22 protein-coding genes and 1 tRNA gene are annotated in these 24,382 nt (G+C 66.3%); 15 read left to right on the top strand and 8 right to left on the bottom strand.

The features are described 5' to 3' along the window. Positions 1-99: 99 nt before the first annotated feature. Positions 100-798 (bottom strand): cell cycle transcriptional regulator TrcR, encoded by a 699-nt coding sequence (locus AAG816_RS02880; RefSeq protein ID WP_341987944.1) that lies wholly within the window; start codon positions 796-798, stop codon positions 100-102. Positions 799-1,801: 1,003 nt separating this feature from the next. On the opposite strand from AAG816_RS02880, the gene AAG816_RS02875 reads away from it, so the two are divergent. From AAG816_RS02875 to rnhA, 4 genes are all read left to right on the top strand, one after another. Continuing rightward, positions 1,802-2,428 carry a hypothetical protein gene (locus tag AAG816_RS02875; RefSeq protein WP_341987942.1) on the top strand — a complete coding sequence of 209 codons (627 nt, stop codon included), beginning with the start codon at positions 1,802-1,804 and terminating at the stop codon, positions 2,426-2,428. Between the two features lie 136 nt (positions 2,429-2,564). Next, positions 2,565-3,530: a 4-hydroxy-3-methylbut-2-enyl diphosphate reductase gene (gene ispH, locus AAG816_RS02870; RefSeq protein WP_341987939.1), complete on the top strand. Its 966-nt coding sequence runs from the start codon at positions 2,565-2,567 to the stop codon at positions 3,528-3,530. A 3-nt stretch (positions 3,531-3,533) separates the two neighbouring features. Beyond that, positions 3,534-4,499, top strand: a complete 966-nt coding sequence (locus tag AAG816_RS02865) for a homoserine kinase (RefSeq protein ID WP_341987938.1) — start codon at positions 3,534-3,536, stop codon at positions 4,497-4,499. Next, positions 4,496-4,948 (top strand): ribonuclease HI, encoded by a 453-nt coding sequence (rnhA, locus tag AAG816_RS02860; RefSeq protein WP_341987936.1) that lies wholly within the window; start codon positions 4,496-4,498, stop codon positions 4,946-4,948. The genes AAG816_RS02865 and rnhA overlap by 4 nt, the downstream gene beginning before the upstream one ends. A 170-nt stretch (positions 4,949-5,118) precedes the next feature. Here the strand turns inward: rnhA and AAG816_RS02855 are convergent, their stop codons facing one another. The 3 genes from AAG816_RS02855 to AAG816_RS02845 form a co-directional block, all read right to left on the bottom strand. Continuing rightward, positions 5,119-6,225, bottom strand: a complete 1,107-nt coding sequence (locus tag AAG816_RS02855; protein ID WP_341987933.1) for a polyamine ABC transporter substrate-binding protein — start codon at positions 6,223-6,225, stop codon at positions 5,119-5,121. Positions 6,226-6,329: 104 nt separating this feature from the next. Beyond that, positions 6,330-6,539: a DUF1328 family protein gene (locus AAG816_RS02850; RefSeq protein WP_341987931.1), complete on the bottom strand. Its 210-nt coding sequence runs from the start codon at positions 6,537-6,539 to the stop codon at positions 6,330-6,332. A gap of 78 nt (positions 6,540-6,617) precedes the next feature. Continuing rightward, entirely contained in the window at positions 6,618-7,019 is a 402-nt protein-coding gene (locus AAG816_RS02845; protein WP_341987929.1) for a hypothetical protein, read from the bottom strand. A gap of 175 nt (positions 7,020-7,194) precedes the next feature. On the opposite strand from AAG816_RS02845, the gene AAG816_RS02840 reads away from it, so the two are divergent. Further along, a complete protein-coding gene (locus tag AAG816_RS02840) occupies positions 7,195-8,130 on the top strand; it encodes a diacylglycerol kinase family protein (RefSeq protein WP_341987928.1) in 936 nt (311 codons plus the stop codon). Between the two features lie 36 nt (positions 8,131-8,166). Here the strand turns inward: AAG816_RS02840 and AAG816_RS02835 are convergent, their stop codons facing one another. Continuing rightward, positions 8,167-8,898 (bottom strand): SIMPL domain-containing protein, encoded by a 732-nt coding sequence (locus AAG816_RS02835; protein WP_341987926.1) that lies wholly within the window; start codon positions 8,896-8,898, stop codon positions 8,167-8,169. Between the two features lie 189 nt (positions 8,899-9,087). Here AAG816_RS02835 and AAG816_RS02830 point away from each other — a divergent pair. From AAG816_RS02830 to AAG816_RS02785, 10 genes are all read left to right on the top strand, one after another. Next, positions 9,088-9,163 (top strand) — tRNA-Ile (locus tag AAG816_RS02830). A gap of 346 nt (positions 9,164-9,509) precedes the next feature. Continuing rightward, the gene (locus tag AAG816_RS02825; RefSeq protein WP_341987925.1) at positions 9,510-10,328 is read left to right on the top strand and encodes an SHOCT domain-containing protein; all 819 of its coding nucleotides are present in this window, start codon (positions 9,510-9,512) and stop codon (positions 10,326-10,328) included. Positions 10,329-10,395: 67 nt separating this feature from the next. Then, positions 10,396-10,611 carry a hypothetical protein gene (locus AAG816_RS02820; RefSeq protein ID WP_341987924.1) on the top strand — a complete coding sequence of 72 codons (216 nt, stop codon included), beginning with the start codon at positions 10,396-10,398 and terminating at the stop codon, positions 10,609-10,611. A 1,222-nt stretch (positions 10,612-11,833) separates the two neighbouring features. Next, positions 11,834-12,628: an FkbM family methyltransferase gene (locus AAG816_RS02815; RefSeq protein WP_341987923.1), complete on the top strand. Its 795-nt coding sequence runs from the start codon at positions 11,834-11,836 to the stop codon at positions 12,626-12,628. 517 nt (positions 12,629-13,145) lie between these two features. Beyond that, entirely contained in the window at positions 13,146-13,913 is a 768-nt protein-coding gene (locus tag AAG816_RS02810) for an ATP-binding cassette domain-containing protein (protein ID WP_341987985.1), read from the top strand. A 282-nt stretch (positions 13,914-14,195) separates the two neighbouring features. Next, a complete protein-coding gene (locus AAG816_RS02805) occupies positions 14,196-14,741 on the top strand; it encodes a sigma-70 family RNA polymerase sigma factor (protein ID WP_341987922.1) in 546 nt (181 codons plus the stop codon). A 102-nt stretch (positions 14,742-14,843) separates the two neighbouring features. Continuing rightward, entirely contained in the window at positions 14,844-15,848 is a 1,005-nt protein-coding gene (locus AAG816_RS02800) for a FecR domain-containing protein (protein WP_341987921.1), read from the top strand. Positions 15,849-15,963: 115 nt separating this feature from the next. Next, complete coding sequence (locus AAG816_RS02795; RefSeq protein ID WP_341987984.1) at positions 15,964-18,465, top strand: TonB-dependent siderophore receptor; 2,502 nt, start codon at positions 15,964-15,966, stop codon at positions 18,463-18,465. Between the two features lie 22 nt (positions 18,466-18,487). Next, positions 18,488-19,726 carry a DUF418 domain-containing protein gene (locus tag AAG816_RS02790; RefSeq protein WP_341987919.1) on the top strand — a complete coding sequence of 413 codons (1,239 nt, stop codon included), beginning with the start codon at positions 18,488-18,490 and terminating at the stop codon, positions 19,724-19,726. Between the two features lie 53 nt (positions 19,727-19,779). After that, on the top strand, positions 19,780-20,448 hold the full coding sequence (locus AAG816_RS02785) for a sigma-70 family RNA polymerase sigma factor (RefSeq protein ID WP_341987918.1): 669 nt from the start codon (positions 19,780-19,782) through the stop codon (positions 20,446-20,448). Between the two features lie 11 nt (positions 20,449-20,459). Here the strand turns inward: AAG816_RS02785 and AAG816_RS02780 are convergent, their stop codons facing one another. From AAG816_RS02780 to AAG816_RS02770, 3 genes are read right to left on the bottom strand one after another with little or no spacing between them, the layout of a single operon-like run. After that, a complete protein-coding gene (locus AAG816_RS02780) occupies positions 20,460-21,635 on the bottom strand; it encodes a PLP-dependent transferase (protein ID WP_341987916.1) in 1,176 nt (391 codons plus the stop codon). Beyond that, entirely contained in the window at positions 21,632-23,077 is a 1,446-nt protein-coding gene (locus AAG816_RS02775) for an MATE family efflux transporter (protein WP_341987914.1), read from the bottom strand. The genes AAG816_RS02780 and AAG816_RS02775 overlap by 4 nt, the downstream gene beginning before the upstream one ends. Beyond that, a complete protein-coding gene (locus tag AAG816_RS02770; RefSeq protein WP_341987912.1) occupies positions 23,074-24,219 on the bottom strand; it encodes a GNAT family N-acetyltransferase in 1,146 nt (381 codons plus the stop codon). Before AAG816_RS02770 ends, AAG816_RS02775 begins: the two co-directional genes overlap by 4 nt. Between the last annotated feature and the right edge of the window lie 163 nt (positions 24,220-24,382).

Here is a 24,382-nt window from a genome sequence, read left to right as displayed (position 1 = left end):
TACGACAATGGCGCCGCCCTCCACGGGCGGCGCCATTGTCTTAAGGGGTGTTCCCCGTCCCGACCCGGGCGCCCCCGCGGGAGCGCCCGGGGCACGGCATCAATCCTCGTCGTCATCCTCGCCGCGGCGCGAGCCGCCGAGTTTGGCGAACACGGTCTCCAGATCGAGCGATTCCTTGCGGCCGCTGGGCGCCGGCTCGTCCCGGTGGGTGGTGAGGTCCGCCGGCAGCAAGGTGGCGCCGCGCTCCTCGGCGGTGGCCGAGGCCGGCCGATCCTTGGCCGCGCGCTGCACTTCCATGTCCAGGTCGATCTGGCTGCACAGACCCAGCGTCACCGGATCCATGGGCGCCAGCGAGGCCGAGTTCCAGTGGGTCCGCTCCTTGATCGCCTGGATGGTGGCCTTGGTGGTGCCCACCAGGCGGATGATCTGGGCGTCCTTGAGCTCGGGATGGTTGCGGGTCAGCCACAGGATCGCATTGGGGCGATCGTGCCGGCGCGACACGGGCGTATAGCGCGGCCCCTTGCGACGCTTGGGCTCGGGCAGGCGTACCTTCGACTCGAGCAGCTTGAGGTGGAAGTTCGGGTTCTTCTCGCCCATGTCGATGGATTCACGGGTGAGCTGGCCGGTGGAGATGGGGTCGAGCCCCTTGATCCCCTGGGCGACTTCACCGTCGGCGATGCCCTTCACCTCCAGGGGATGAAGCTTACAAAAATCGCCGATCTGCTCGAAGGTCAGAGCCGTGTTCTCGACCAGCCACACGGCGGTCGCCTTGGGCATCAGCGGGGCAGGGTTGGACATGGCGGCCTCTTGGCTTCTCTTGGGACGCGGGGCGACGGACGCATGCAGATCCGCTTTGGTCCGCCCCCGTTCCGGGAGGCGAGCCGCGGATCTCTCACGATTGTCCGGGATGACAGCAACATAGGCCTTTCGCGCCGGCGATGCAATTGCCTGCCCCCTGCCCCGTACGCCCATGGACCAGCGGCGCGCCCATGCGGGGCAAATGTCCGGGAATGGTGCTTGCGAGCGGTCATTCTGACGTTTTCTTGAGCACGTGGCACCGGCGCCAGGCACGTTCTGGTCCAGGCATCGAGTCGCAGCCGCAAGACTGTGGCGAACCGCACAATGGCCAAACCGTACCCCAAATGCGGTATATGCGCACTGAGTTCGATGTATTGTTAGCACGCTATGCAATTCAGGCGAGCGTACAGCGTGTCAGTTCATGCCCCCATTTGGGGGATGGCGAAATGATATTCTCTCGCGCACCATGGAACCGCTTGCATATGTCAGTGACTTAGGCCATTTGCGTTCATAATGGATGTTTTAGGTTACCCGGCTGAAGGAGTGCCTGGCGACCGAGGGGAAGGTGGACGACGGCGGTCCGGCGAATCCGCATCCCGTGCGTGAATTAGATGGCCTTTGACAGAACCACGTGTGACTAAGGTGCCGGCTTTGGCAACGGCAGCTTTCTGGTGGCAGCTTCCGCGACGCAGCTTAGCGTGTCCGGGAGGTGCTGGCTTTGCCCGCATCGCCGCCGATGCGACCGAGCTTTGGCGGAAAGCGTTCCCGGTCCGGGACCGAACCTTGTGTCTGCAGCGTTCTGCGTTTCCGCAGCAGTCCAAGCATGACAGCGGCCGGCAGGCCGTTACGGTCGTCGGCGGTCATACCCGCCACGGTCGCTGTCGGCGTCCGGGATCGGACCTGGGCATGCATTGTAAAGTTTTGCGTTTTACCGTCCACGCAGCCGCGCATGCCGCTCTTCACGATGCGGCGCGGGCTTGATTGATCGAGGGATGATCTGGGAATGCGCTTGCTGCCTCATGCCCACCTCATGGATGAACTGCGGGCCAAGGAACTTGGTCTCGGCGCTCATCTGCTCGACGGCGTCTGGTCGGAGGCGCCCCGCGCCGCCGTTGTGACCGCCGGCCTCGGTGCCGGGCTGATGCAGTTCGAGGGCGGTTTTGCCCCCTACATCCTGTTCACCTCCCTGCTGATCGGCCAGATCGTGTCCCTGGCCCAGGGCTTCTCCAATTATCTCGACGCCCGCCACAATGCCCGCACCTTCGATGCGCCGCGGGTCCAGGCCTATCTCAGCCGGATGAATGAAAGCGCCCGCGACGTCATGATCGCCGCTCAGCGCGGAACCGCATGGATCATCATCGACCCGGTGGCCCGAAATCTCGAAGTGATGAGCGAGATGGAATACCAGAAGTTCCGCGCCAAGACCCTGGCCTCCCATGCCTCGGTCAATGAGATTCGCATCGTGCGGCGCAAGATCACCAATACCCGGCTCCGCAACGGCCACCAGCATGTGCCCGAGGAGCGCCGCATCGCCGATGTCCACCTCACCCACGGCACCCCGCGTTTCAGCGCGTCGCGGTTCTTGGCCCTCGGCTCCGGCCTGACCGACGAGACCCAGGTCGGGACCTGAGCGCGCCTTCGCGGCGACCCAGGATTAGCGTTCCCCACCGCCCCAGATGTCGGCCCGACGGCCCGGCGCTTGACAGGAGGGCCGCGGCGATCCCATTTCCCAGCAGACCTCCGGGAACCGGGAACCCAGATCGACCATGGACGCGTCCAAGCCCCCTCTTCGCATTCTGCTCTGCGCCCCCCGCGGCTTCTGTGCCGGCGTGGTGCGGGCCATCGATGCGGTGGAGCGGGCCCTCGCCATCCACGGGGCGCCGGTCTATGTGCGGCACGAGATCGTCCATAACAAATATGTGGTGGACGGCCTGCGCAAGAAGGGCGCCGTCTTCGTCGAGGAACTGCACGAGGTCCCGCCGGGCGACGCGCCGGTGATCTTCTCCGCCCACGGGGTGGCCAAATCCGTTCCCGAAGCCGCTGCCGCCCGCAATCTGTTCGCCATCGATGCCACCTGCCCCCTGGTGACCAAGGTGCATCGGGAGGCGCAGATCCACCACAAGCGGGGACGCCAGATCCTGCTGATCGGCCATGCCCGCCACCCCGAGGTGGTGGGGACCATGGGCCAATTGCCCGATGGCGCCGTCACCCTGGTGGAGACCGCGGCGGACGCGCGCAGCCTCGTCCCCGCCGATCCCGACAATCTCGCTTATGTCACCCAGACCACCCTGTCCGTGGACGATACGGCGGAGATCGTCGCCATCCTGCGCACGCGCTTCCCGTCCATCGCCGTCCCGCACAAGGAAGACATCTGCTACGCCACCACCAATCGCCAGGAGGCGGTGAAGCGCGTGGCGCCGCAGGTGCAGGCCATGGTGGTGGTGGGCGCGCCCAATTCCTCCAATTCCCAGCGCCTGCGCGAGACCGCCGAGCGCGAGGGCTGCGCCGTTTCCATCCTGGTGCAGCGCGCGGCCGATCTGGATTGGACCCGCCTGTCCGGGCTGACCTCGCTGGGGATCACCGCCGGCGCCTCGGCACCCGAGGTGCTGGTGGAAGAAATCATCGATGCCTTCGCCGAGCGCTATGCCGTCGAAGTGGAAACCGTCACCGCAGCGGAGGAAGACGTCTTCTTCCCCCTGCCCCGCGCCCTGCGCGACGACGCAGCGGAGTAAAGCGTGGCTGTTTATACGGACGTATCCGCCGCAGGCCTGTCCGACTTTCTGGCCCATTACGATATCGGCACCTTGGTCTCCTTCCACGGCATTGCTGAGGGGGTCGAGAACTCCAATTTCCTGGTGCAGACCACCGGCGGCACCTTCATCCTCACGCTCTATGAAAAGCGCGTGGACCCGGCGGACCTGCCGTTCTTCATCGGCCTGATGCAGCATCTGGCCGCCCACGGCATCTCCTGCCCGCAGCCGGTGGCCACCCGCGACGGCGCCATGCTGGGCACGCTGGCGGGCCGGCCCTGTGCCATGGTGACCTTCCTGCCGGGCGTCTCCGTGCGCCGGCCCACCGCCGAACACTGCGCCCAGTTGGGCGGGGGCCTCGCCCAACTGCATCTGGCCGGGGCCGGCTTCGCCCTCACCCGCGCCAATGCGCTTTCCGTGCCCGGCTGGCGGCCGCTGTTCGAGGCGGCATCGGCGCGCGCGGACACGGTGCATCCCGGCCTCGCGCTGACCATCGCCGACGAACTGGCGCAGTTGGAACGCACCTGGCCGCGCGGCCTGCCGGCCGGCGTCATCCACGCGGATCTGTTCCCGGACAACGCGTTCTTCCTCGACGACCGTCTGTCCGGCATCATCGACTTCTATTTCGCCTGCAACGATCTGCTCGCCTATGACGTGGCGGTGTGCCTCAACGCCTGGTGCTTCGAAGCCGATGGGGCGTTCAACGCCACCAAGGGCCGCGCCTTGTTGCAGGGCTATCAGGCGGTGCGCCCGCTCACCCCCGGCGAGGTGGAAGCGCTCCCCTGCCTGGCCCGCGGCGCGGCTTTGCGCTTCCTGCTCACCCGGCTGGTGGACTGGCTGAACGTGCCCGAAGGCGCCCTGGTGCGCCCCAAGGATCCGTTGGAATATCTGCGCAAGCTGCGCTTTCACCGCGCGGTGGCGAGCGCGCGCGACTATGGGATGAATTCATGAGCGGCCGCATTGCAATCTGGACCGACGGTGCCTGTTCGGGCAATCCGGGGCCCGGCGGCTGGGGCGCCATCCTGATCTCGGGCGCCCATCGCAAGGAATTGTCCGGCGGCGAAGTCCTCACCACCAACAACCGCATGGAGCTGACCGCGGCCATCAGCGCCCTGGAAGCGCTGAAGAAGCCCTGCGCGGTCGATCTTCATACGGACAGCGAATATCTGCGCAACGGCGTGATGAAGTGGATGGCCGGCTGGCGCCGCAACGGCTGGCGGACCGCGGACAAGAAGCCGGTGAAGAACCAGGATCTGTGGGAGCGGCTCGATGCGGCGCTCAAGTCCCACGACATCGCCTGGCACTGGGTGAAGGGCCATGCGGGCAACGAACTGAACGAGCGCGCCGACGAACTGGCCCGCGAGGGCATGGCGCCGTTCAAGGGCGGGCGCGTGGCCTGACCCGCGCAGACGCAACGCCGACGCCCCGGGATCGTGCCCCCGCCCTGAAACACGGGCGCTTGAAACAATGCCCGTTGAAACAATGCCCCCTGAAATGATCGAGGCCCGCACGGTGACTGCCGTGCGGGCCTCTGGATTTCGGCCTGGGATCGCGGCGACGCCGCGACGGCCTATTTGCCGCGCTTGAACGTGTTCCAGGTCTTGGTGATGACCCGCTGCACGTCCTGCGGATTGTTGGTCACCGTGAACAGCTGCGCGAACACTTCCGGCGTCGGATAGATGGCCGGATTGTCCAGCACCGCCTTGCTGATGAACTTCTGCGAGGCGAGGTTTCCGTTGGCATAAGCGATGGCATCGGAATTCTTCGCCGCCACTTCGGGGCGCATCATGTAGTCGATGAAGGCGAGCGCTTCCGGAATATTCTTCGCGTCCTTGGGGATGGCGAAGTTGTCGAACCACATCAGCGCCCCTTCCTTGGGGATGACATAGTTCAACACCACCGGCTTCTTCTTGGTCTTTCCGGCCGCCTCCTCGGCGCGCTTCTTGGCCTGGAACACGTCGCCGGACCAGCCCACCGCGAGGCAGATGTCGCCGCCGGCCAGCGCGTTGATATAAGCGGACGAATCGAACTTGCGGATGAAGGGACGGATCTTCATCAGCAGTTCGCCGGCCTTGGCGATATCCTCCGGCTTCTTGGAATCCGGATCGAGGCCGAGATAGCGCATGGCGGAGGGAATGACCTCCTCCGGCCCATCCAGCATATAGACGCCGCAATCCTTCAGCTTGGAGAGATTCTCCGGCTTGAACACGATGTCCCAGGTGTTCATGGGCACATCGCCGAGGCGCTGCTTCACCATGTCCACATTGTAGCCAATGCCGGTGGTGCCCCACATATAGTTGACGGCATATTCATTGCCCGGGTCATAGACCGCCAGCCGCTTGGTGATTTCCGGCCACGCATATTGCAGGTTCGGGATCTTCGACTTGTCCAGCTTGATGAACACGCCGGCCTTGATCTGCCGCTGCATGAACGAGCCGGACGGCACCACCACGTCATAGCCGGTCTTGCCGGCCAGAAGCTTGGTTTCCAGCACCTCATTGCTGTCGAACACGTCGTAGCGGACCTTGATCCCGGTCTCCTTGGTGAAGTCCTCCAGCACGCTCTGGTCGATATAATCCGACCAGTTGAAGACATTCACCACCTTCTGCTGGGCCAGCGCCGGGGTTGCGGCCAAAGCCGCCACTCCGAACAAGGCCGCACGGACGAGCCGACGCATAGTCTTCTCCTCTGGATCTTGAGGCAGCCGCACCGGCCACCTGGCGCAAGGCTATTGCGGCGGCGCGTCCGGCTCAACAGGGAAGGCGTCGCAGGGGCCTGTCTTCACGCCAGGAGCGGGAGCGCCACCGGCAAGGTGCCGGCGCTGGTGGCCTTGGCCAGCAGCAGGACGAACCCGGCCACCAGCAGCGCCATCCCCAGGAACAGGGCGAACAGCACCAGGGAGATCTTCCGCGCCACCTGGGACACGGTGATGAAGCCCATGGCGCCGGCAATCAGCGAGAGAATCAGGAAGATGACCGCGTACTTCAACATGGCGAGGCTCCGTCACAGGCACCGCGCGACAACCCCATGGCAAAGCTTTCGTTCCCCGCCCGCCTGCGGCTTTCCGGCCTAGCGCCGGTCGGCCCACAATCGCAGCTCGGCCTTGAGGCGGCGGAAATCCCAGAAGGCCGCAGCCAGGATCGCCAGCGGGATCGCCGCCAGCACCAGCGAAACCGTGCTGCTCCATTGCATGGCATCATGCAGGAAATCATAGGCCAGATAGGCGGTGAGCGCCGTCACCACCACCGCAATGGCCAGATAGCTCTTGTTGGTCAGTTGCATCACCCCGAAGCCGATCAGCAGCACAAAGCCCAGCGCGATGAGGAGCGCCCACCACAGGTTCAGATTGAACTGCCGCGCCACGAACGTCCCGCCGCTGAACGAGAACAGCAGCAGCGCGATCAGCAGCAGCAGTCCCGCCCGCAGGCGCAAGATCGAGTCGCGCTTGCCCCGTGTCTCCGGCATCGTCATGGTCTCAGGCTCCTTATCCACTGGCGATAGAATACGCTGCTTCGGCCCCGCAGGCGCCCCCTCCATCCCGCGCCCCCGGTGCCCGAGTTTCGCCGTTTGGCTGGGGGATGAAGCGGCGTGCGTGTCGGGAACCCGATCCGCTTCCCGGATGTTATCGCGGACTGGAGGCATCACCATGGGCCGGACACGCGTTGTACTCAACTCAAAGGCCGGCACCTTGCTGGATCTCGGTGCGGACAAGACCGCGCGCGAGATTGACGACATCCTCACCGGCCCAGATCGGGAGGTGGAGGTGGTGCTGGCCGAAGGCCGCAAGATGGTCCACGCCATCAAGCATGCGCAGCGCGACGGCTTCGACACCCTGGTGGTAGGTGCGGGCGACGGAACGCTGAGCTATGCCGCCTCGGTGCTGGCCGGCACCGACGTGGCGCTGGGCATCCTGCCGCTCGGCACCATGAACCTGCTGGCCTATGACATCGGCCTGCCGCGCGACCTCAAGGGCGCGCTGGCGGCGCTCGCCACCGCCAAGCCCATGCGCATCGATGTCACAACGCTGAACGGCCGGGCCTTCCATGGGGTATCCGGGGTGGGCTTCTTCACCCAGATGGCCATGGCCCGCGAGGCCGGGCGCCACAACAGCGGGCGCATCGTCGGCTGGTTCCTGGCGCTGTGGAAGGCGGTGATGCGTTCCGGCCGCCTGTCGCTGGAAATCGAGATCGAAGGCCGGCGGGAGCGGATCGACGCCTATGCGGCCCTGGTCACCAGCAATCCGTTCGACGCCCCGGGCTGGCATCGCTCGCGGCTGGATACCGGCCTGCTGGAGATCCATGTGGCCGAAGAGCGCGGCGCCATCGCCAAGATCAAGGCCGGCGCCGATTTGCTGGTGGAAAACTGGCGCAACAATCCCGGCATCCACTCGTTCCAGGCCCGCTCCGTCACCATTCACGGCACGCGGCGGCGCCGGGCCTGGGTGGCCACCGATGGCGAGATCACCCGGGAAACCCTGCCGCTGCGCTATGAGGTCATGCCCGGCGCCCTCACCCTCCTGGTGCCGCCGGGCGCGGTGCAATGGGGCACCGCACCCGCCGCCGGTGCGCAGACGGTCGCCTGACAGCCTGCGTCCGTTGGCCGGTATCAGCGGTCGGTGTCAGCGCGGCTCGATCTCATAGACGATGGCCATCTGCGCACGGGCCTCGGTCTCGCCGGATTCGATCGGCGGGGCCGATCGGGCGTCCGCCTTCATCAGCATGGGCATGGGCGAGACCGGCATCCCCCCCTCGCCGCGCGGCTCGATGCGGCGGATGCGCACCAGGCGCACGCCGGACGCCTCGGCCACCACCGCGGCCTGGGCCATGGCGTCCTTCACTGCCGCCACCCGGGCCTGGGATTGCAGCGCCTCCGGATTGGCGGAGAGGAAGGTCAGGCCGCTGGCCTGGTTGGCGCCCGACTGCACCACCTTGTCCAGCAGCGGGCCGATGCCCACCAGTTCGCGCACCTTCACGGTGACGCCGTTGCGCACCTCATATCCGACCAGCTTGGGCGCTTCGCGCGAGCCCTGGGCGGGGTAGGAATATTGCGGCTGCACGGAGAAGCCGGAGGTGGTGATGTCCTTCGCCTCGATGCCCGCCTCCTTGATGGCGGCGATCACCTGCTCCATCGCCTTGGAATTGGCCGCCAGCGCTTCTTCCGCCGTCTTGCCGGTGGACACCGCGCCGGTGGTGACCAGCGCCAGATCCGGCCGCGCCGCCGCCCGGCCCTGACCGACCACGCTCAGCGTGGCGCGGGCCACATCCTCGGCCTGGGCCGGCAGGCTCGCGCCCACCACGGCGGCCATGGCGGCTGCCCCCAGCGCCGCGTTCCACGTTTTCGCAAACCTCATGCCGCAACCCTCACCTTGCCCGCACCGCCGCGCCCATGGGCCCGCGGAGATTCGCGCCCTGGCGCGGCACGGCGCCCGGCCTCTAGATCACGCCGGGAAGGCGGCGCCAATGGGGCGCTTGGCGCGGCCGGCCTGAGATCGCCACAGGCGTGGTTGTTCGCCGGCCCCAACGTTGCTAGGTACAGCGCGGGGCCTGTAGCTCAATGGTTAGAGCTGACCGCTCATAACGGTCTGGTTGGGGGTTCGAGTCCCTCCGGGCCCACCAGATGTCCGCCGGTTTCCGATTTTGGCAGGTGGGCATCTCCACCGTTTCCTCCCCGATTGAGCCTCTTTTCGCGGGCCTAGATCCGGCCGCAGCGGCTTTCAGAATGTGCGCTCCACCCGTGCCGGCGACATGCCGAGGCCCCCTGCCGCCTCCCACGCCGGCGCGCCGTTCTGCATAAGGCAGGCGGCGGCCGTGTGCGGCAGGGTGTGCGCAGTGCCCCATAGGGCCATCGCCCAAGTGCTGAATGCCAAGGTGAGGAGTTTGCGGTATCAAACAGCTCTGGTGCGTCCCACATCGCTTGAAGGTACGGGTTCCCATGCAAGCTCTGACTGACGATGGACGACGGATGGTCGAAGCGGCCGCAAGCCGGCACGGCTTCAGCACCGAAGCCGTGACGTCCCTGCTGATTTCGGTGGCCGCCGGCGGAGGCCGGCAAGCGCAGTTCAATCACTGGGAATTCGGCGGCATGGGACAATGGTCCCAGGGCGGAATGATCATGATCGGCGATATGTTCAACAATCAGTTGAAGTATCGCGTCGACGCGCTGTGCAATGAGCTGTCTTCGGCCCTGCAGCAATCGTCCCCGTTCCTGCCGCCGCCGATGTCCTCGCAAAGCCAGAGCCAATCGGGCGGCTCGACCGGCTCCAGCTTCTTCGTCCCCGGCGCGTTCGCAAACCGCTGGCCGGCGGAACTGGGCGCGCCATCCTCCACCGGCTCGCAGAACAACCTGCATTATGCCGTGTTCCCGAGCACCCGCCGTCTGGCCATCGACCAAAACGGCCACATCGCGGTCTATGATATCGGGGATCATGCGATCGGCGGATTCTCGCAGCAGCAGGGCGGCGACCAGTCGATCACCTTCACCAGCCAGTATGGCGTGGTGCGGGTCGCCGATTTGCCACAGGTGCCCCTCGGCATGCCCGGGCAGGATCACACGCCTTCGTTCCAGGCGCCACCTCACGTCGAGCCGGCGCCGGCATGGACGCCTTCCCCGCCGCCGTCGCAGAACGCTCCAATCGCCAACCCGCCCATCGGCGCGGGGTCGGGCGGTTCAGACGAGGAGATTTTCTCGCGGATCGAGCGCCTTGCGGACCTTCACCAGAAGGGCATCCTCTCCGACGACGAGTTTGGCGCGAAGAAAGCGGAACTCCTGTCGCGGCTGTAGAGCGCGCACCTCGCCCTCGGTTCGGGAATCAGATTGAACTCCAGCAGTGACGACGAGGGAGCGCCCCGTGACCAGTTCCGCCGACCTCAAGGCCCGGGCCAACGCGGCCTTCGCTGGCCAGCACGCCGCGCCTGCGGCCTCTCCAGTCGATCAGGCCGCCGATGCCGCGCACGAGAAGATCGCCCGCCTGAAGGCCCTGCGCGAGGCGCGCGAGAAGGCGGAAGCGGATCGCGCGGAAGCTGCCAGGCAGAAGGCGCGCCGCGCGAGAGCTGTGAAGAGTTAGCGCGCCATCCCGCACCCAGCACAAGAGCGGCAAGCCCAAGAGTCATAGTCCCAATTGGGGGACAGCGAGTAATTTCCTCCCGATAAGGGCCTGGATCGGAGATTGGAGAAGGTAGATGGCACGGCCTGCGGATCTCGAGGTGATCTTGCTCGATGACTTACATATGGTCGTGCCAGATGGGTACACGAAATATGGATTTTATCTGGTTGATAGCGAGCGGATGATCCACGCAGGCCCGTTTCGTTCCAAGGACGCCGCCAACGCTTACCTGGAGGACCTTTGGCTTCAACCCCGGACCGGATAATTTCGGCCGACGCCGGGATGCCAACAGCTCGCTGACCACGGCGCCGAACTGACGGCGTTGGAACGGGATGAGCAGGATGCGCGCTGGATCGAGCTCACCGACGGCAAGCCGACACCGGCCGAGGGTTCGTCTCAGCCTGAAACGACACCCCAAGGTGGGCGCCCGGAGAGCGGGGTTTGCGCCGGGGCGCGCGAACTTGGTCTGTCGAAGGCTGATGCTCACCGCGCCCCCACGGTCGCAGCCCTGCCGGCTGAAGCTTCGGTGCGCGGTCCTGTCGCCTGCGCAAGAGGCGGACCACGTTCGCCGCCGGCAGGTGATCTGGGAGAAGAAGCACCGGCCTGCGAAGGCTGTATAGTCACGAACCGCTGATGGGGCGCCACGTCGGTGCGTTTCAGCCGGTCCTCCAAGATCTGCCTGCACTCATTCTGCTTGGATCGGGGCACCTGCGTCCTGCGGATCTTGAGCACCTCGATCTCGAGGCGAGGCGTAGCCCGCCGATAGACAAGCAGACCAGCGCGTGAAGGCTCGTGCGGGAATGTCCGCATCAGACCGATGGCTACAAGGTCGAGCGGCCATAGCGGCTTTAACCGCTGATGGCGCGTGTTGGGCCGAGAATGTGCCATCCGCAGAGCGGCCGTGATGCAGATTTTCCGGAACAAATCATCTGCATAGGTCTTAAGTGCATCGAGATGGACCTGCGCTGCATTGAGCGGGACCGCGTACCACTTCGATTGCTCGGCCGGATGCCTCTCCCGGTTTTTGGGGAGCCCGGCGACCAGGTACAGGAATGCCACCCAGAGGCACCGGACGCATAAGGTGGCAAGATCTGTGTCAACTATGGTCGGAAACCGCTGCTCACCAGCGTGGTCGCGACGCGCTGAAATAAGGGCGAAACACATCTGGGATTTGGAGCGTGTCGTGAGCTATCAAACTACCATCATTGCAGCTGGCCGCAACCTCAACATTCACGGAACGGTTCCTATTTACCTTGAGTGGTATAAGGAATGGAATTCTGACATTAGCGCTTTGTACGCATCCGCCATGGATCTGCCCAGCGGATCTGTCGTCCTCGACGTCGGGGCAAATGTCGGAATGTTCTCCTGCAGTCTCGCGGCTCAGCGCCCCGACCTGCGCATCATTGCGGTGGAACCTGTCCCGCAGAACGTCGAATGCCTGCGCCGAAACATCCAGATTAACGGGCTCAACAACGTCGAAGTCGTTCACGCAGCCGTCAGCGACAAACCTGGAACCGTGCGAGTCAATGTCAATGGACCCTGGAGCGTTGTGACTGAGACCGGCGAGGTTGAAGTGCCGGCAATGTCCATGGACCAATTCATGTACGCGCGTCCAGGCTTGGTGAAGATCGACGTGGAAGGGTGGGAACCGTATGTGCTTGCGGGAGGCCGAACGCTCATCTCGGCGCTTCGGCCAAAAATCTTGATGGAGTTCAACACATGCAGCTTGCTTTTCATGCGGCATGACCCAGTTGCGCTTGCATTGGCAATTTGGGAACATTTCGACATCATTGAGCATTTTTATGAAGAAAAACCGATGGGACGGCCCACGTGGGATCGGCAGATATTACACGATAATGTTGTTTTGTACGGAAGCGTTTCAGATGTTTTATTTCGACTTAAAATATCGCATAGCGTCCCCTCGTTAGAACGGATGATTTATACACCCGACCACTTCGCGACCCTGAATCATATCTGATGAAGTAAACCTGACATCGATGCGGGGGCTTTCCGCAGGATCGCGAGCGACTTGGCAACATCCGTCGCGGCGGGAACTGCCCAGATTAGGGCGTCGAATGGCTCACGCACGCCACCCCATGGGAAGTACTGGCGATGACCAGCGCCCGGACCATCAGGGTCCCGCCCTTTCCACCCGCCGCATCGGGACAGAGCAAACCATGCCCGATGGCATCGGCTTTTGACCGCATGGCATGCCCTGCGCTATCGAGGCATATGGTCGGAGGATCGGCCCGTCGGGAAAAACCGCCATCCGGCACCATGGCCAAGGACGTCATGGTGCGGATATGGTCGCGCGGACCGTCAGGCGCAGGGAGACGTCCGTCAAGCGCCCGGCCTCGGACGGTCCGATCCGGTGGGTTCTCCCGCAGGACCGCACGCGGTCCGATCTCCCGACGCACATTTCGGAGCCCCTGATGTTTGCTGCCCTCGAATGCACCAGCGCCGCACCCGCCCCGCACGCCGCCGGTGCGGTCTCGATGTTCGCGCTGGACGCCGTGAGCTTCGCCATTCCCGGGCGGGTGCTGCTGGAGCCGCTCACGCTTGATCTCCCCGCGCGGCGCGTGGTCGGGCTGATCGGACATAATGGGTCCGGCAAATCCACCTTGCTCAAATTGCTGTCGCGCCAGCAACCGGCCACCTCCGGCGAGATCCGTTTCGAGGGCAAGGCGCTCAAGGATTGGGGCGACCGGCCCTTCGCCCGCAAGGTGGCCTACCTGCCGCAGCAGACGCCGCCGGCCGCCGGCATGCTGGTCAAGGAACTGGTGGCGCTGGGCCGCTATCCCTGGCACGGCGCCCTCGGCCGCTTCGGGCAGGTGGACCGCGACAAGGTGGCCGAGGCCATGGCCCTCACCGATGTGGAGCTGTTCGCCGACCGCCTCGTCGACACCCTGTCCGGCGGCGAGCGCCAGCGGGTGTGGCTGGCCATGCTGGTGGCGCAGGATGCGGACTGCCTGCTGCTGGACGAGCCGATTTCCGCCCTCGACGTGGCGCACCAGATGGAAGTGCTGTCCCTGGTCCAGCGGCTCTCGGCCGAACGGGGCCTCGGGGTGGTGGTGGTGCTGCACGACGTCAACATGGCGGCGCGCTTCTGCGACGAGATCATCGCCCTGCACGGCGGGCGCCTGATCGCCCGCGGCGCCCCCGAGGTGATCATGACGGCGCCGGAACTGGAGGCCATCTACGGCATCCCCATGGGGGTGATGCCCCATCCCGAAACCGGACAGCCCATCAGCTTCGTGCGTTGAGCCGCGACGGCGCCGTTTCCCCTGCGGCGCTCGCCCCCGCTTGCACGCCCCGCCCGCGCGCACGGAAACACGCCGCGCCCCGCGGAGAAAGAGCGCGGCGATGTCAATGACTTGCCCACCCTCGCCGCTATACTTTGGAGCCAATATAAATCATTGCGTTTGCAAGTAAATTTTTGGTGCGTTATGCAACATTGTTGACCTTGGCGCGATGGCCTGAGGCCGCTGCCAGGCCAGCACCACACCTGACGAGCCTGTGTGCTCGTCGCAGACCGGCAGGCCGGCATGACAAGCATCGGTTCCGAGCAGGCAGCGGCCGCATCCGATCTGGATGCCATTTTCCGCCTGTACTATCAGGAGCTGAATCGCTTCGCCTACCGCAGGCTGGGAGACCGCGAGGCGGCGGCGGACGTGGTGCAGGACGCCTTCGTGCGCTACATCGCCTCCGATTTCCATCAGCAGGACGCGCCCAGTTCGGCCAGTTCGCGCTTCTTCCTGCTGCGGATCGTCAGCAATCTGATGATCGACGTGGCGCGGCGCGATCGCCGCCGTGGCTTCCACGCAAATCTGGAGGACATGTCCGAGCATCTGGTCGATCCCGCCCCCACCGCCGACCGCCTGCTGGAATCCCGCGAGGACTTTCTCCAGGTGAAGCGGACCCTGGATGCCCTGCCCGCCAAATGCCGCGCCGCGCTGTTGCTGAACCGCATCGAGGGCCTCACCCACGCGCAGATCGCGCAGCGGCTGGAGGTGTCCCCCAGCATGGTGTCCAAATACATCATCACCGCGCTGCGCCGCTGCGTGAACAGCCTCGCCGAACTGCACGGCTGAACATTTATTCAGCTCAGGCCCGGCCCGCGCGCGATTTTTGGTATCGTTCTGAGCCCGGCCGTCGTCTTTCCATGCGAGGGCACGAATCAGCGCAACGAACCCATGACCGTCAGACCATCTCCTCCCGAAGCACCAGACCGGCTCGACGCGCCGCTTGATCCGTTGACGGAAGAGGCACTGGAATGGCTGGTCTATCTGCATTCCGGGGCGCAGACGGAGCAGGACTGGGCCGCGTTCCAGGACTGGAAGGCCGAAAGCGCGGCGCGCCGACAGGCCGCCGACACCGCCGAGCACCTCTGGCACGGCCTCGGCTCGGCCCTCGGCCGCAAGCGCAGCGCCAAGGCGACCGCGGTGAAGCTGCTTTCGGTGCTGCTGCTGGTGGCGGCGACGGGCGGCTTCGCCGCCGGCCTGTTCGGACCGCCGGCCTCATACTTTCCCGATGAGCGGACCGCGGTGGGCGAGCGGCGCACCCTGACGCTGGCGGATGGCTCGCGGCTGGAGCTGGACGCGGCCACCAGTCTCGACATTCATTTCACCGCCGGCCAACGCCGCCTCACCCTGTTCGGCGGGCGGATCTTCGTCACCGTGGCGCCGGACCCCGCCCGGCCGTTCCTGGTGGAGGCCGCGGGCGGCACCGCCCGCGCCCTCGGCACCGCCTTCGCGGTCGGCCAGGAGGACAACCGGGTCAAGGTGGTGGTGACCGAGCACACCGTGCGCGTCGCCTATCCCAATGAAACCGACGGCGCCAGCGTGGATGTTCAGGCCGGCAACGAGGTCAGCTATGCCCCGGCAACGGGCCTCGCCCCCCCGCACCCGACCGACGTGCGCACCCGCACCTCGTGGCGTCGGGGCCTGATGCTGCTTGATAGCCGCCCCCTCGACCAGGTGATGGCGGAAGTGGAGCGCTATCGGAGCGGAAAGATCATCATCGTCGATGCGGCGCTGCGGCACCTGCCGGTGAGCGGCATGTTCGAGACCGGCGATACCGATGCGCTGCTGGATGCCCTGGCCGAGGCGCTGCCGGTGAAGGTGGACCGGCTGCCGCTGCTGACCGTGATCCGGCGCGATCCGGCCCGCCCCCTGGAGCCGTTCCAGCCGCGCAGATAAGAACGCCTCCAGTGTTTCGGCCGCGGCTGTCGTATCCGCACCTTCGGTCGTCTTCCCCATCGAGTGGCGCACACAGCGCCGGTTGGTGACAGCGGGGAGGAACGTCCAGGTGACGATGTCGGGCAAGGACAAGAGCCAGCAGCGCCGGGGACGGCATCAGTCGCAGCAGCCATCCGGACGGCATGGCCGGGTGACATCCTGGCGCAACGCGCTTCTCCTGGCTTCAACCGCCGTGGCATGCCTGCACCTGCCCGCGCCCGCCTTCGCGCAGACCGCGCCGGCTCGGCCGGCCGCTGCCGCCAATCGGGCTGGCGTGGCCTTTGCGATCCCCGCCGGCCCCCTGGGGCCGGCGCTCACCCAATGGGCGGACGCCACCGGCTTCAAGGTGCTCTATTCCAGCGAGGTGGTGCGCAACCTGCGCACCAATGGCATCAGCGGCGTCCTGGGGCCGGATCAGGCTCTGGCGCGGCTGCTGGCCGGCACCGGCCTGACTTCCAATTTCACCGGCGCGACCACCGTTGCCATCCGCCGGGCCACCGATATCGTCCCGGTGGCCAGCGGCGCCTCCGACGGCGCCATCGCGCTGGATCCCATCGATGTCCAGGGCGACGGCACCTTCGGCTATATCGCCACCCGCAGCGATGCCGGCACCAAGACCAGCACGCCGCTGATCGAGACGCCCCGCTCCATCTCCGTGGTGACGCAAAAGGAGATGGAGGACCGCGCGGTGCAGAGCGTGCCGCAGGCGGTGCAATATACCGCCGGCGTTACCACCGGCGCGTTCGGCTATGATCCGCGCTTCGACCAGATCTATATCCGCGGCTTCGCCGAGACCACGCTGGGCGATTATCGTGATGGCCTGCGCCAGTTCGCCGGCGCCTACACCACCTTCGCCACCGAACCCTATGGCCTTGAGCGCATCGACGTGGTGAAGGGGCCGGCGGCGGTGCTCTACGGCCAGAGCACGCCGGGCGGCATCATCGACCGCATCTCCAAGCTGCCGACGAGCATGCAGATCCGCGAAGTTGTCGGTCAGGTCGGCACCTTCGGACATTTGGAAGCCGATTTCGACATCGGCGGCCCGGGCGATACCAACAAGAATTTCCTCTACCGCATCGTCGGCGTCGGCAAGACCGGCGAGACCAATTACAACATCGCCGACGACGCCCTGATGCTGGCGCCGTCCTTCACCTGGCGCAACGAGGACACCTCGTTCACGCTCATCGCCCTGGCCCAGAAGGACGAGACCGACGCCAATGTGGCGATGATCAATCGCGCCGGGCATGTCACCACCCTGCGCGCCTCGGACCCCACCTACGACTACCAGAAGCAGACCCAGTTCCAGATCGGCTACAAATTTGAGCATACGTTCAACGAGATGTGGCAGGTGCGCCAGAACCTGCGCTACGGCACGGCCGACGTGGACGGGCGCTATCTGACCGGCAGCGCCACCGGCGGCGGCTTTGCCAATTCCAGCTCCACCATCTATCGCCGCGGCGCCGCGGTCATTGACGAGAGCCTGTCCTCGTTCCAGGTGGACAACCAGCTCCAGGCCAATTTCGCCACCGGCAGCGTGGCGCACACCGTGCTGTTCGGCCTCGACTACGGCACATTCACCGACAATCTCGGCACCGGCACCAGCGCCGCCAACGCCGCCTATGCCCTGAACATTCTGGCGCCCTATTACGGGATCAACGGGGCCACGCCCGCCGTGACCAGCCGGATCGGCACGGAGTTCGACCAGCTCGGCCTCTATGCCCAGGATCAGATGAAGATCGGCAACTGGCGCCTGTCGTTGAGCGGCCGGCAGGATTGGACCAGCCGCACCCAGACCAACGCGATCACCAACACCATCACCGGCGACCGCGACGACAACGCCTTCACCTACAGCGCCGGCCTGCTCTATCTGTTCGACAACGGGCTCGCGCCTTATGTCAGCTATTCCACCTCCTTCCTGCCCACCAGCAATCTCAGCCAGAACGGCAGCGTCCTGCCGCCGTCGGAGGGCAAGCAGATCGAAGTCGGCCTCAAGTATCAGCCGGCCGGAGATCGCATCCTGGTGACGGTGTCGCTCTACAAGCTCGACGAAACCAACGCCTCGAAATACGCCGGCTACAATGCGGTTTCGGGCCTGTCCTACTATCAGTCCATCGGCGAAATCTCGACCACGGGCGTGGAAGTGGAAGGCCGCTTCCGGCTGGTGGACGGGCTGGAAGCCATCGCCGCTTATACTTATTCGGATGCCGAGATCATCAACTCGGCCACCGCGGCGGAGATCGGTCGCGTGCCCTCGGTCACGCCGAGCAACATGGCCTCGCTGTGGCTGAACTACACCGTGCAGCCCGGTCCTTTCCAGGGCGTCAGCGCCGGCCTCGGCGTGCGCTATACGGGCGAGACCTACGGCAACAACACCAACACCATCACCAACAGCGCCTACACCATGGTCGATGCGGCGTTGCGTTATGACTTCGGCAAAATGAACCCGAAACTTGCCGGCCTCAGCGCGGCGGTGAACGCGACCAATATCGCCGATGTCATGCCGGAAGTCTGCAATGCCGGACTTTGCTATTTGGGCCAGGGACGCACGGTCCTGGGAACACTCAAGTATCGCTGGTGAGACCAAGCCACGGGGAAGCGGCATGAGTGAAGATCAGCGGATCTCTGCCGCGTCGGCGCCCAGCGCGCGCCGACGCGATGCCCGGATCGATGCCCTGCGCGGTCTGGCGCTCATGGGCATATTGGTGGTCAATCTGCCGTTCTTCGCCATGCCCTACGGCTTTGCCGGGGGGTGGTGGCGGCAGGCGGATACGCTGCACCTGGGCACCGTGTCCGCCTATCTGATCCAGGCCCTGTTCGAGAACAAGTTCATCTTGATCTTCGCCTTTCTGTTCGGCATGGGCGCCGCCGGCCAGATCGCCAGCGCGGGCCGGCGCAAGTTCGTGATGCGCATGGCGGTCCTGGCCGTGCTCGGGGTGCTGAACGCCATCTTCGTGTTCGAGGCCGACATCCTGCTGCCCTATGCCATCCTCGGCCTGGTCATGCTGCCGGCGTTGCGCTGGAGCACCCGCACCCTGTTGACCGTGGCGGGGCTGTTGTGGGCGCTCGCCATCCTCGACCATGCATTGTTCGGCCTCTATGTGGCCACGGCCACCCCGGAGCCCGGCCTGAGCGAGGCGGCGCGCATCACCTTGTTCCGTGACGGCGGCGTTCTGGCGATCGCGCAGCAGCGCATGCAGGACTGGTTCACCTTCTCCCAGATGAGCATTCCGATGCTGTGGCCCATGACCGCAAGCGCCTTCTGCCTCGGCATCGTCGCCTTCCGCCGCAAGGACGTGGTCCTGGCTACTGGCGACGGCGCGTTGGAGGCTATCGCGCGCGGTCTGGTCTGGCCGGCGCTGGCGGGCAACCTCGTCTATGGCGCGCTCTGCCTGGCGCCCTCGGACTGGGCCGGCGGCAATGCCTTCCTCGTCACCCTGGTGTTGCGCCCGGTGTTCGCGCCGCTGCTCAGCTTCGTGCTGTTCGTCGGCCTGATGGCCCTGTTCTCCCGGCCCCGCTGGGCGGGCCTGCGCGACTTCTTTGCCGCCAGCGGGCGCATGTCCATGTCCCTCTATATGCTGCAAGGCCTCGTCGGCAGCCTGCTGTTCTGCGGCTATGGCGCCGGGCTGTACGGACACGTCAGCCTGCAATGGGTGTTCGCCTTCTCCGTGCTGCTGTTCCTGGTCCTTGCCATGCTGGCGGCGACCTGGAGCGCACGGTTCGGCGCCGGTCCGCTGGAGATGGCGATGGCCCGCATCCTGTCACTTCTGGCCCCACGCCCCCATTCCCCCGAACCCACGGCGCGGCGCGCCCCGGCCGAGGCGGGACCCATGCGGGGCTGACGGCCACCGGGCCGCGGGCTGGCCCTTCCTCGCGATCACTGCGGAGCATGGCGATGTCGACGAAGCGAGCACGCGCGGCAGCGAACGATCTGCTGCGCACGATGATCTGCCATCGGGCCACCCTGGTGTCGGTGGCAAACCGCATCCTGTCCTGCCGCCAGCAGGCGGAGGACGTGGTGCAGGATGCGGCGCTGAAGGCCTGCCAGATGGCGCCGCCGGAGTTGGACTCTCCCCTGCGTTTCTCCTGCTGCATGGTGCGGAACCTGGCCATCGATCGCCTGCGCCGGTGCGAACTGGAACAGCGCCACGCCGCTCCCATGCTCAATGCCGAGGACCTGGCCGCGCCGCTGGACAATCCCCATCAGGCGCTGGAAGCCCGACAGGCGCTGCAGTGCGTGCACAGGGCCCTGGCCACGCTGCCGGCCCGCACCCGGCTCGCCTTCGTGCTGAACCGGCTGCACGACATGCCGCAAAAGGACATCGCCGCCGCCCTCGGCGTGTCGCCGACGCTGGTGCATTTCATGATCCGCCGCGCCCAGGACCATTGCCGGGCGCAACTCGACGCCCTCCTCGCCGCGCCGCCGCGCCCCGCGAGCGAGAGCCCACGAGCCAGCCTGCGGATCGTGCCCCCGGTCGCCGCACCGGCGCGCCCCATCGCCGCCCCGCCGCGGCCTGTGGCGCCGCGGCGGAACAAGATGCTGGAAGTCTCAGGCGCCGCCTGATGGGCAGATGATCAGCGGCGGGCGCACGCCAGCGCCTGGGCGATGTCGGCCCAGATCAGCTCCACCTCCTCGATGCCCACATTGAGACGGATGAGGCGGGGACTGATGCCGAAGCGGGTGAAGCAATTGGCCTTCTGCAGTTGGAGCGGGGCCAGGGCCGGCACCACCAGGCTCTCCGGCCCGCCCCAGCTCACGCCGATGCGGATGAGCCGCAAGGCATTCACGAACGCCGGCACGTCGATAGCCTCCGTGACCTCGAACGAGAACAGTCCGCCATAGCCCGCCAGCGTCGCCTTGCCGGGATGGGTGGAGAAGGCGGGATGCAGCACCCGCTCCACCTCGGGATGGGCGGACAGGCGCGCGGCGACGGCCAGCCCGCTGGCCATATGGCGCGGCATGCGCAGCGGCAAGGTCTTGAGGCCCCGCAGCAGCAGCCAGGCCTCGAACGGCGACAGCTTGGCGCCGAGATAGGCATAGGCCTGGGCATTGATGCGCCCGATCAGCTCCGTTGAGCCCACCACCACGCCGGCCACCGTGTCGCTATGGCCGCCGAGATATTTGGAGGCCGCATGGATCACCAGGTCGATGCCGTGGGCGATGGGGGTTTGATAGAGCGGCGTCGCCCAGGAATTGTCGATGGCGGTGATGACCCCATGGGCGCGGGCGGCGCGGGCCAGGCTGACCAGGTCCTGGAGTTCGAACAGCAGCGAGGTGGGACTTTCCAGATACAGCAGCTTGGCCCCCGGCAGGGCCGCCTCCACCGCCGCCGCATCGGTCCCGTCCACATAATCGACGGTAACGCCGAACCGGGACAGCATCAGCTCGAACAGGCGGTAGGCATCGCTATAGACGTTGCGCACAGTGACGATGCGGTCCCCGGCGGAGACCAGCGCCAGCACCGTGGCACTGATGGCGCCCATGCCGCTGGAAAAGGCCCGCCCGGCCTGCGCGCCTTCCAGATCCGCCACCGCCTGCTCGAACGCCATCACGGTGGGGTTGTCGCCGCGGGAATAGATCAGCTGGTGCGAGCGCCCGGCATAGACCGCCGCCATGTCCTCATAGGTCTCGAAGGTGAACAGCGAGGTCTGGAAGATCGGCGGCACCGCCGCGCCATAGAAAGAGGCCTCGCCGGGCGGGATCTCGCGTTCGAGCCCCGGTTGCGTCTCAGGATTGAACGGCTTGTTCATGCAGGACCTCTTGCATCAGCGACCGCCGGATCGGCGCGCGGTGGAAACGGTGGCGTGGCGTGGCCCTGCCGCTTCAGCGCGGCCAGTTCTCGCGCCAGCACAACGGCGGACAAGAGGGCGGTGAGGCCGATGGCGATGGCCGGAGCCATCGCCACGCCGGTGAGGCCGAAGCGCTGGGACAGCACCAGCAGCAGCGGAATGAGCAGATAGCCCTGCGGCGCCAGCCCGATGGCCCCAGCAAGGGTGGCCTTGCCCATGGCCTGGAGCAGCACCAGCAGCACATATTGGAACCCGGCACCGGCAAAGCCGATGTGGAACAGGATCAGCGCGCCGCGCGCGATCCCCGCCGTCGCGCTGTCCTGGGTGAACAGCCCCACCACCGGCCCGGCGCACAGCGCCATGGCCAGCGAATAGACCAAGGTGAAGCCGAGCGCCCCGCGCAGCATGAACAGCGTCGCCGCCCGCACCCGCCTCAGGTCGCCGGCGCCATAGGCAAAGCTCAGCACCGCCTGCGCCCCCAGGCAGAAACCGGTCACCGGCAGCATGCCCAGGGTGAGCAGACGCAAGGCGATGCCGATGCCGGCCACCGCCGCATCGCCGCCGTGCGCCGAGGCGGTGCCGAAGACCAGCGCGAAGGCGGTGGCCGAGAGCCCGCTGCTCAAGGTCACCGGCCCGCCCACCGCCAGCATGGGCCGCAAGATGCGCCAATCCAAAGTCAGCACCGATGGGCGCACCCGCACCCGGCCCCAGCGATAGCCGAAATAGGCCGCATACGCGGCCAGAGCCGCCAGTTGCGACACGATGGTGGCCCAGGCGGCGCCCTTGATGCCCAGATCGAAGCTGAAGATCAGCAGCGGATCCAGGGCGATATTGAGCGAGAACCCGCCCAGCAGCGTCCACATGCTGAACCGGCTGTTGCCTTCGGCGATGGTGATGAAATCGCAGGTGATCTGGAGCAGCAACAGGACGCAGGAGAAGGCCAGCAGGCCCACATAGTCCCGCGCCAGGGGCATCATGCCGATGGTGGCCCCGAACAGCGCCAGCACCTGGTCCTGCCACACCAGGAGGATGACGCTGGCCACCAGGCCGAGCCCCACCGACAGGCCGAGCGCGGTGGTGGCCGCGCGGTCCGCGTCCCCCGCCGCTCCCGCGCCCAGCAGCCGGCCCACCGTGGCCGCCGTGCCGACGCCGAGCCCATGGCCGAACGCCGCCACCAGCGCAAACACCGGTATGGCCACGCTCACCGCCGCCAGGGCCTCCGGCCCCAGCAGGCCGACAAAGCCGGCATTGGCCACATGGTGCAAGGCGGTGATGCACAGGCCCGCCATAGAGGGGACGGCAAGCCGCAGGATGAGACGCTTGAGCTTTGGATCGGCCAGATCCTGCGGCGCGGCAAATCCCTCACCCACCTCTGCCGTCCCGTCCACGGACCGGCCGCTCACGCCGAAGCCATCTGGGCGAGGCTGCTGCGCGCGGGTCCCTCGGGGAGATGCGGGGTGTCGTCATGGACGAGGCGGACCGGCACGACGCTGTCGGCCGCCGGCTGCCACAGGCGATCGCCGAAGAAGCGCTCCCGCAGCAGCATCACCAGCAGCGCCCGCTTGTGGGCGAAATCCACATGCTTCACCTTGGCGAAGCCGGAGCGATCCAGATTGCGGATCTGCTGGGTATGGGTCGCCTTCGGCTCGCCGACGATGCGCTGGGTGCGCGGATCGTCCAGGAACATGAAATGCATCAGCGACGGCAGCCAGGCGGTCAGCCACGCCTTGCCGCGGAACGCATCCTCGCCCACCAGCACATGCCAGCCGCGGTCATAGTCCTGCGCCTCATAATGCGGCCCAAGCCGATTTTCCTTGGCCCAATAGAGTTCGAAATAGCCGAACGGGACATCATCGAAGCAGCCGATCACCGGCACGGCGTGGGGATCGGCGCGGCGCTCCTCCAGATAGGCGCGGTGCTGGGCGCGGTCCCCGGTCTCCTCCCAGATGTCCGCCACCCGTGGGTCGTTCATCCAGCGATGGAACGGCTCCAGGTGCAGATCCGGATCGGCGGTGTGGAACGAGATCGTGCGGCCGAGCCAGGGAATGAAGCGGGCATAGAGCAGGCCCTCGCGCATGGGTGCCCGGAGCGGGTGGCGGACGCCCTCGCGCAGCATCAGGCGCTGCGGATAGGCCCCGCCGCCGCCCGCCAGCCAGGGCCGCGGCTGCTGCCAGATCAAGTCCGGCGCCACCCGCAAACCGCTCTCGTCCGCAAAGGCGATGCCGGTGGCCAGCAACCGCTCCGCCAAGCCGGCGGCGCCCTCCAGCCGAAGGTCGGCAGAGGCCAGGTCCGGATGGGTGCCGAACAGCGCCTCGCAGGCCGCCACGATGACATCTTCCGCCGCCTCGACGCCCGACAAATTCAAGGTGAGGGTCGCGGCCGGCCCGTCACGGGTCAGCCCCAGGGTGGCGAGGACGGTCTGGCCCGCGCTCACGACCAGCCCATCGGACGCCACACGGGTGGCCAGGGGCAGGCCCGCAGCCTGGAACGACAGGAAGGCGGGCTGCGCGATGCCGCGCTCCGGGGAAGGGTCTGACCGGCTCATGTGCGCTGATGCTCCTGCAAGAGGCCATTCGCCCCGCAAATGCGCGGGGGTCTCACCTCAGATGACGGACGAGCCGGGCGCCGATTTACCCCTCTGCCCCCCGTGTCTTTGCGAAATGAATCGACCGCCCCCCTAAATTTCCCACGCCGCCCGCCGTCATAGG

Origin of the sequence: Azorhizobium sp. AG788, assembly GCF_943371865.1 — a bacterium.
In the GTDB taxonomy this organism is placed as follows: domain Bacteria; phylum Pseudomonadota; class Alphaproteobacteria; order Rhizobiales; family Xanthobacteraceae; genus Azorhizobium.
The sequence above is the reverse complement of the archived record's forward strand: the minus strand, read 5'-3'. Positions and strand labels throughout refer to the sequence as shown.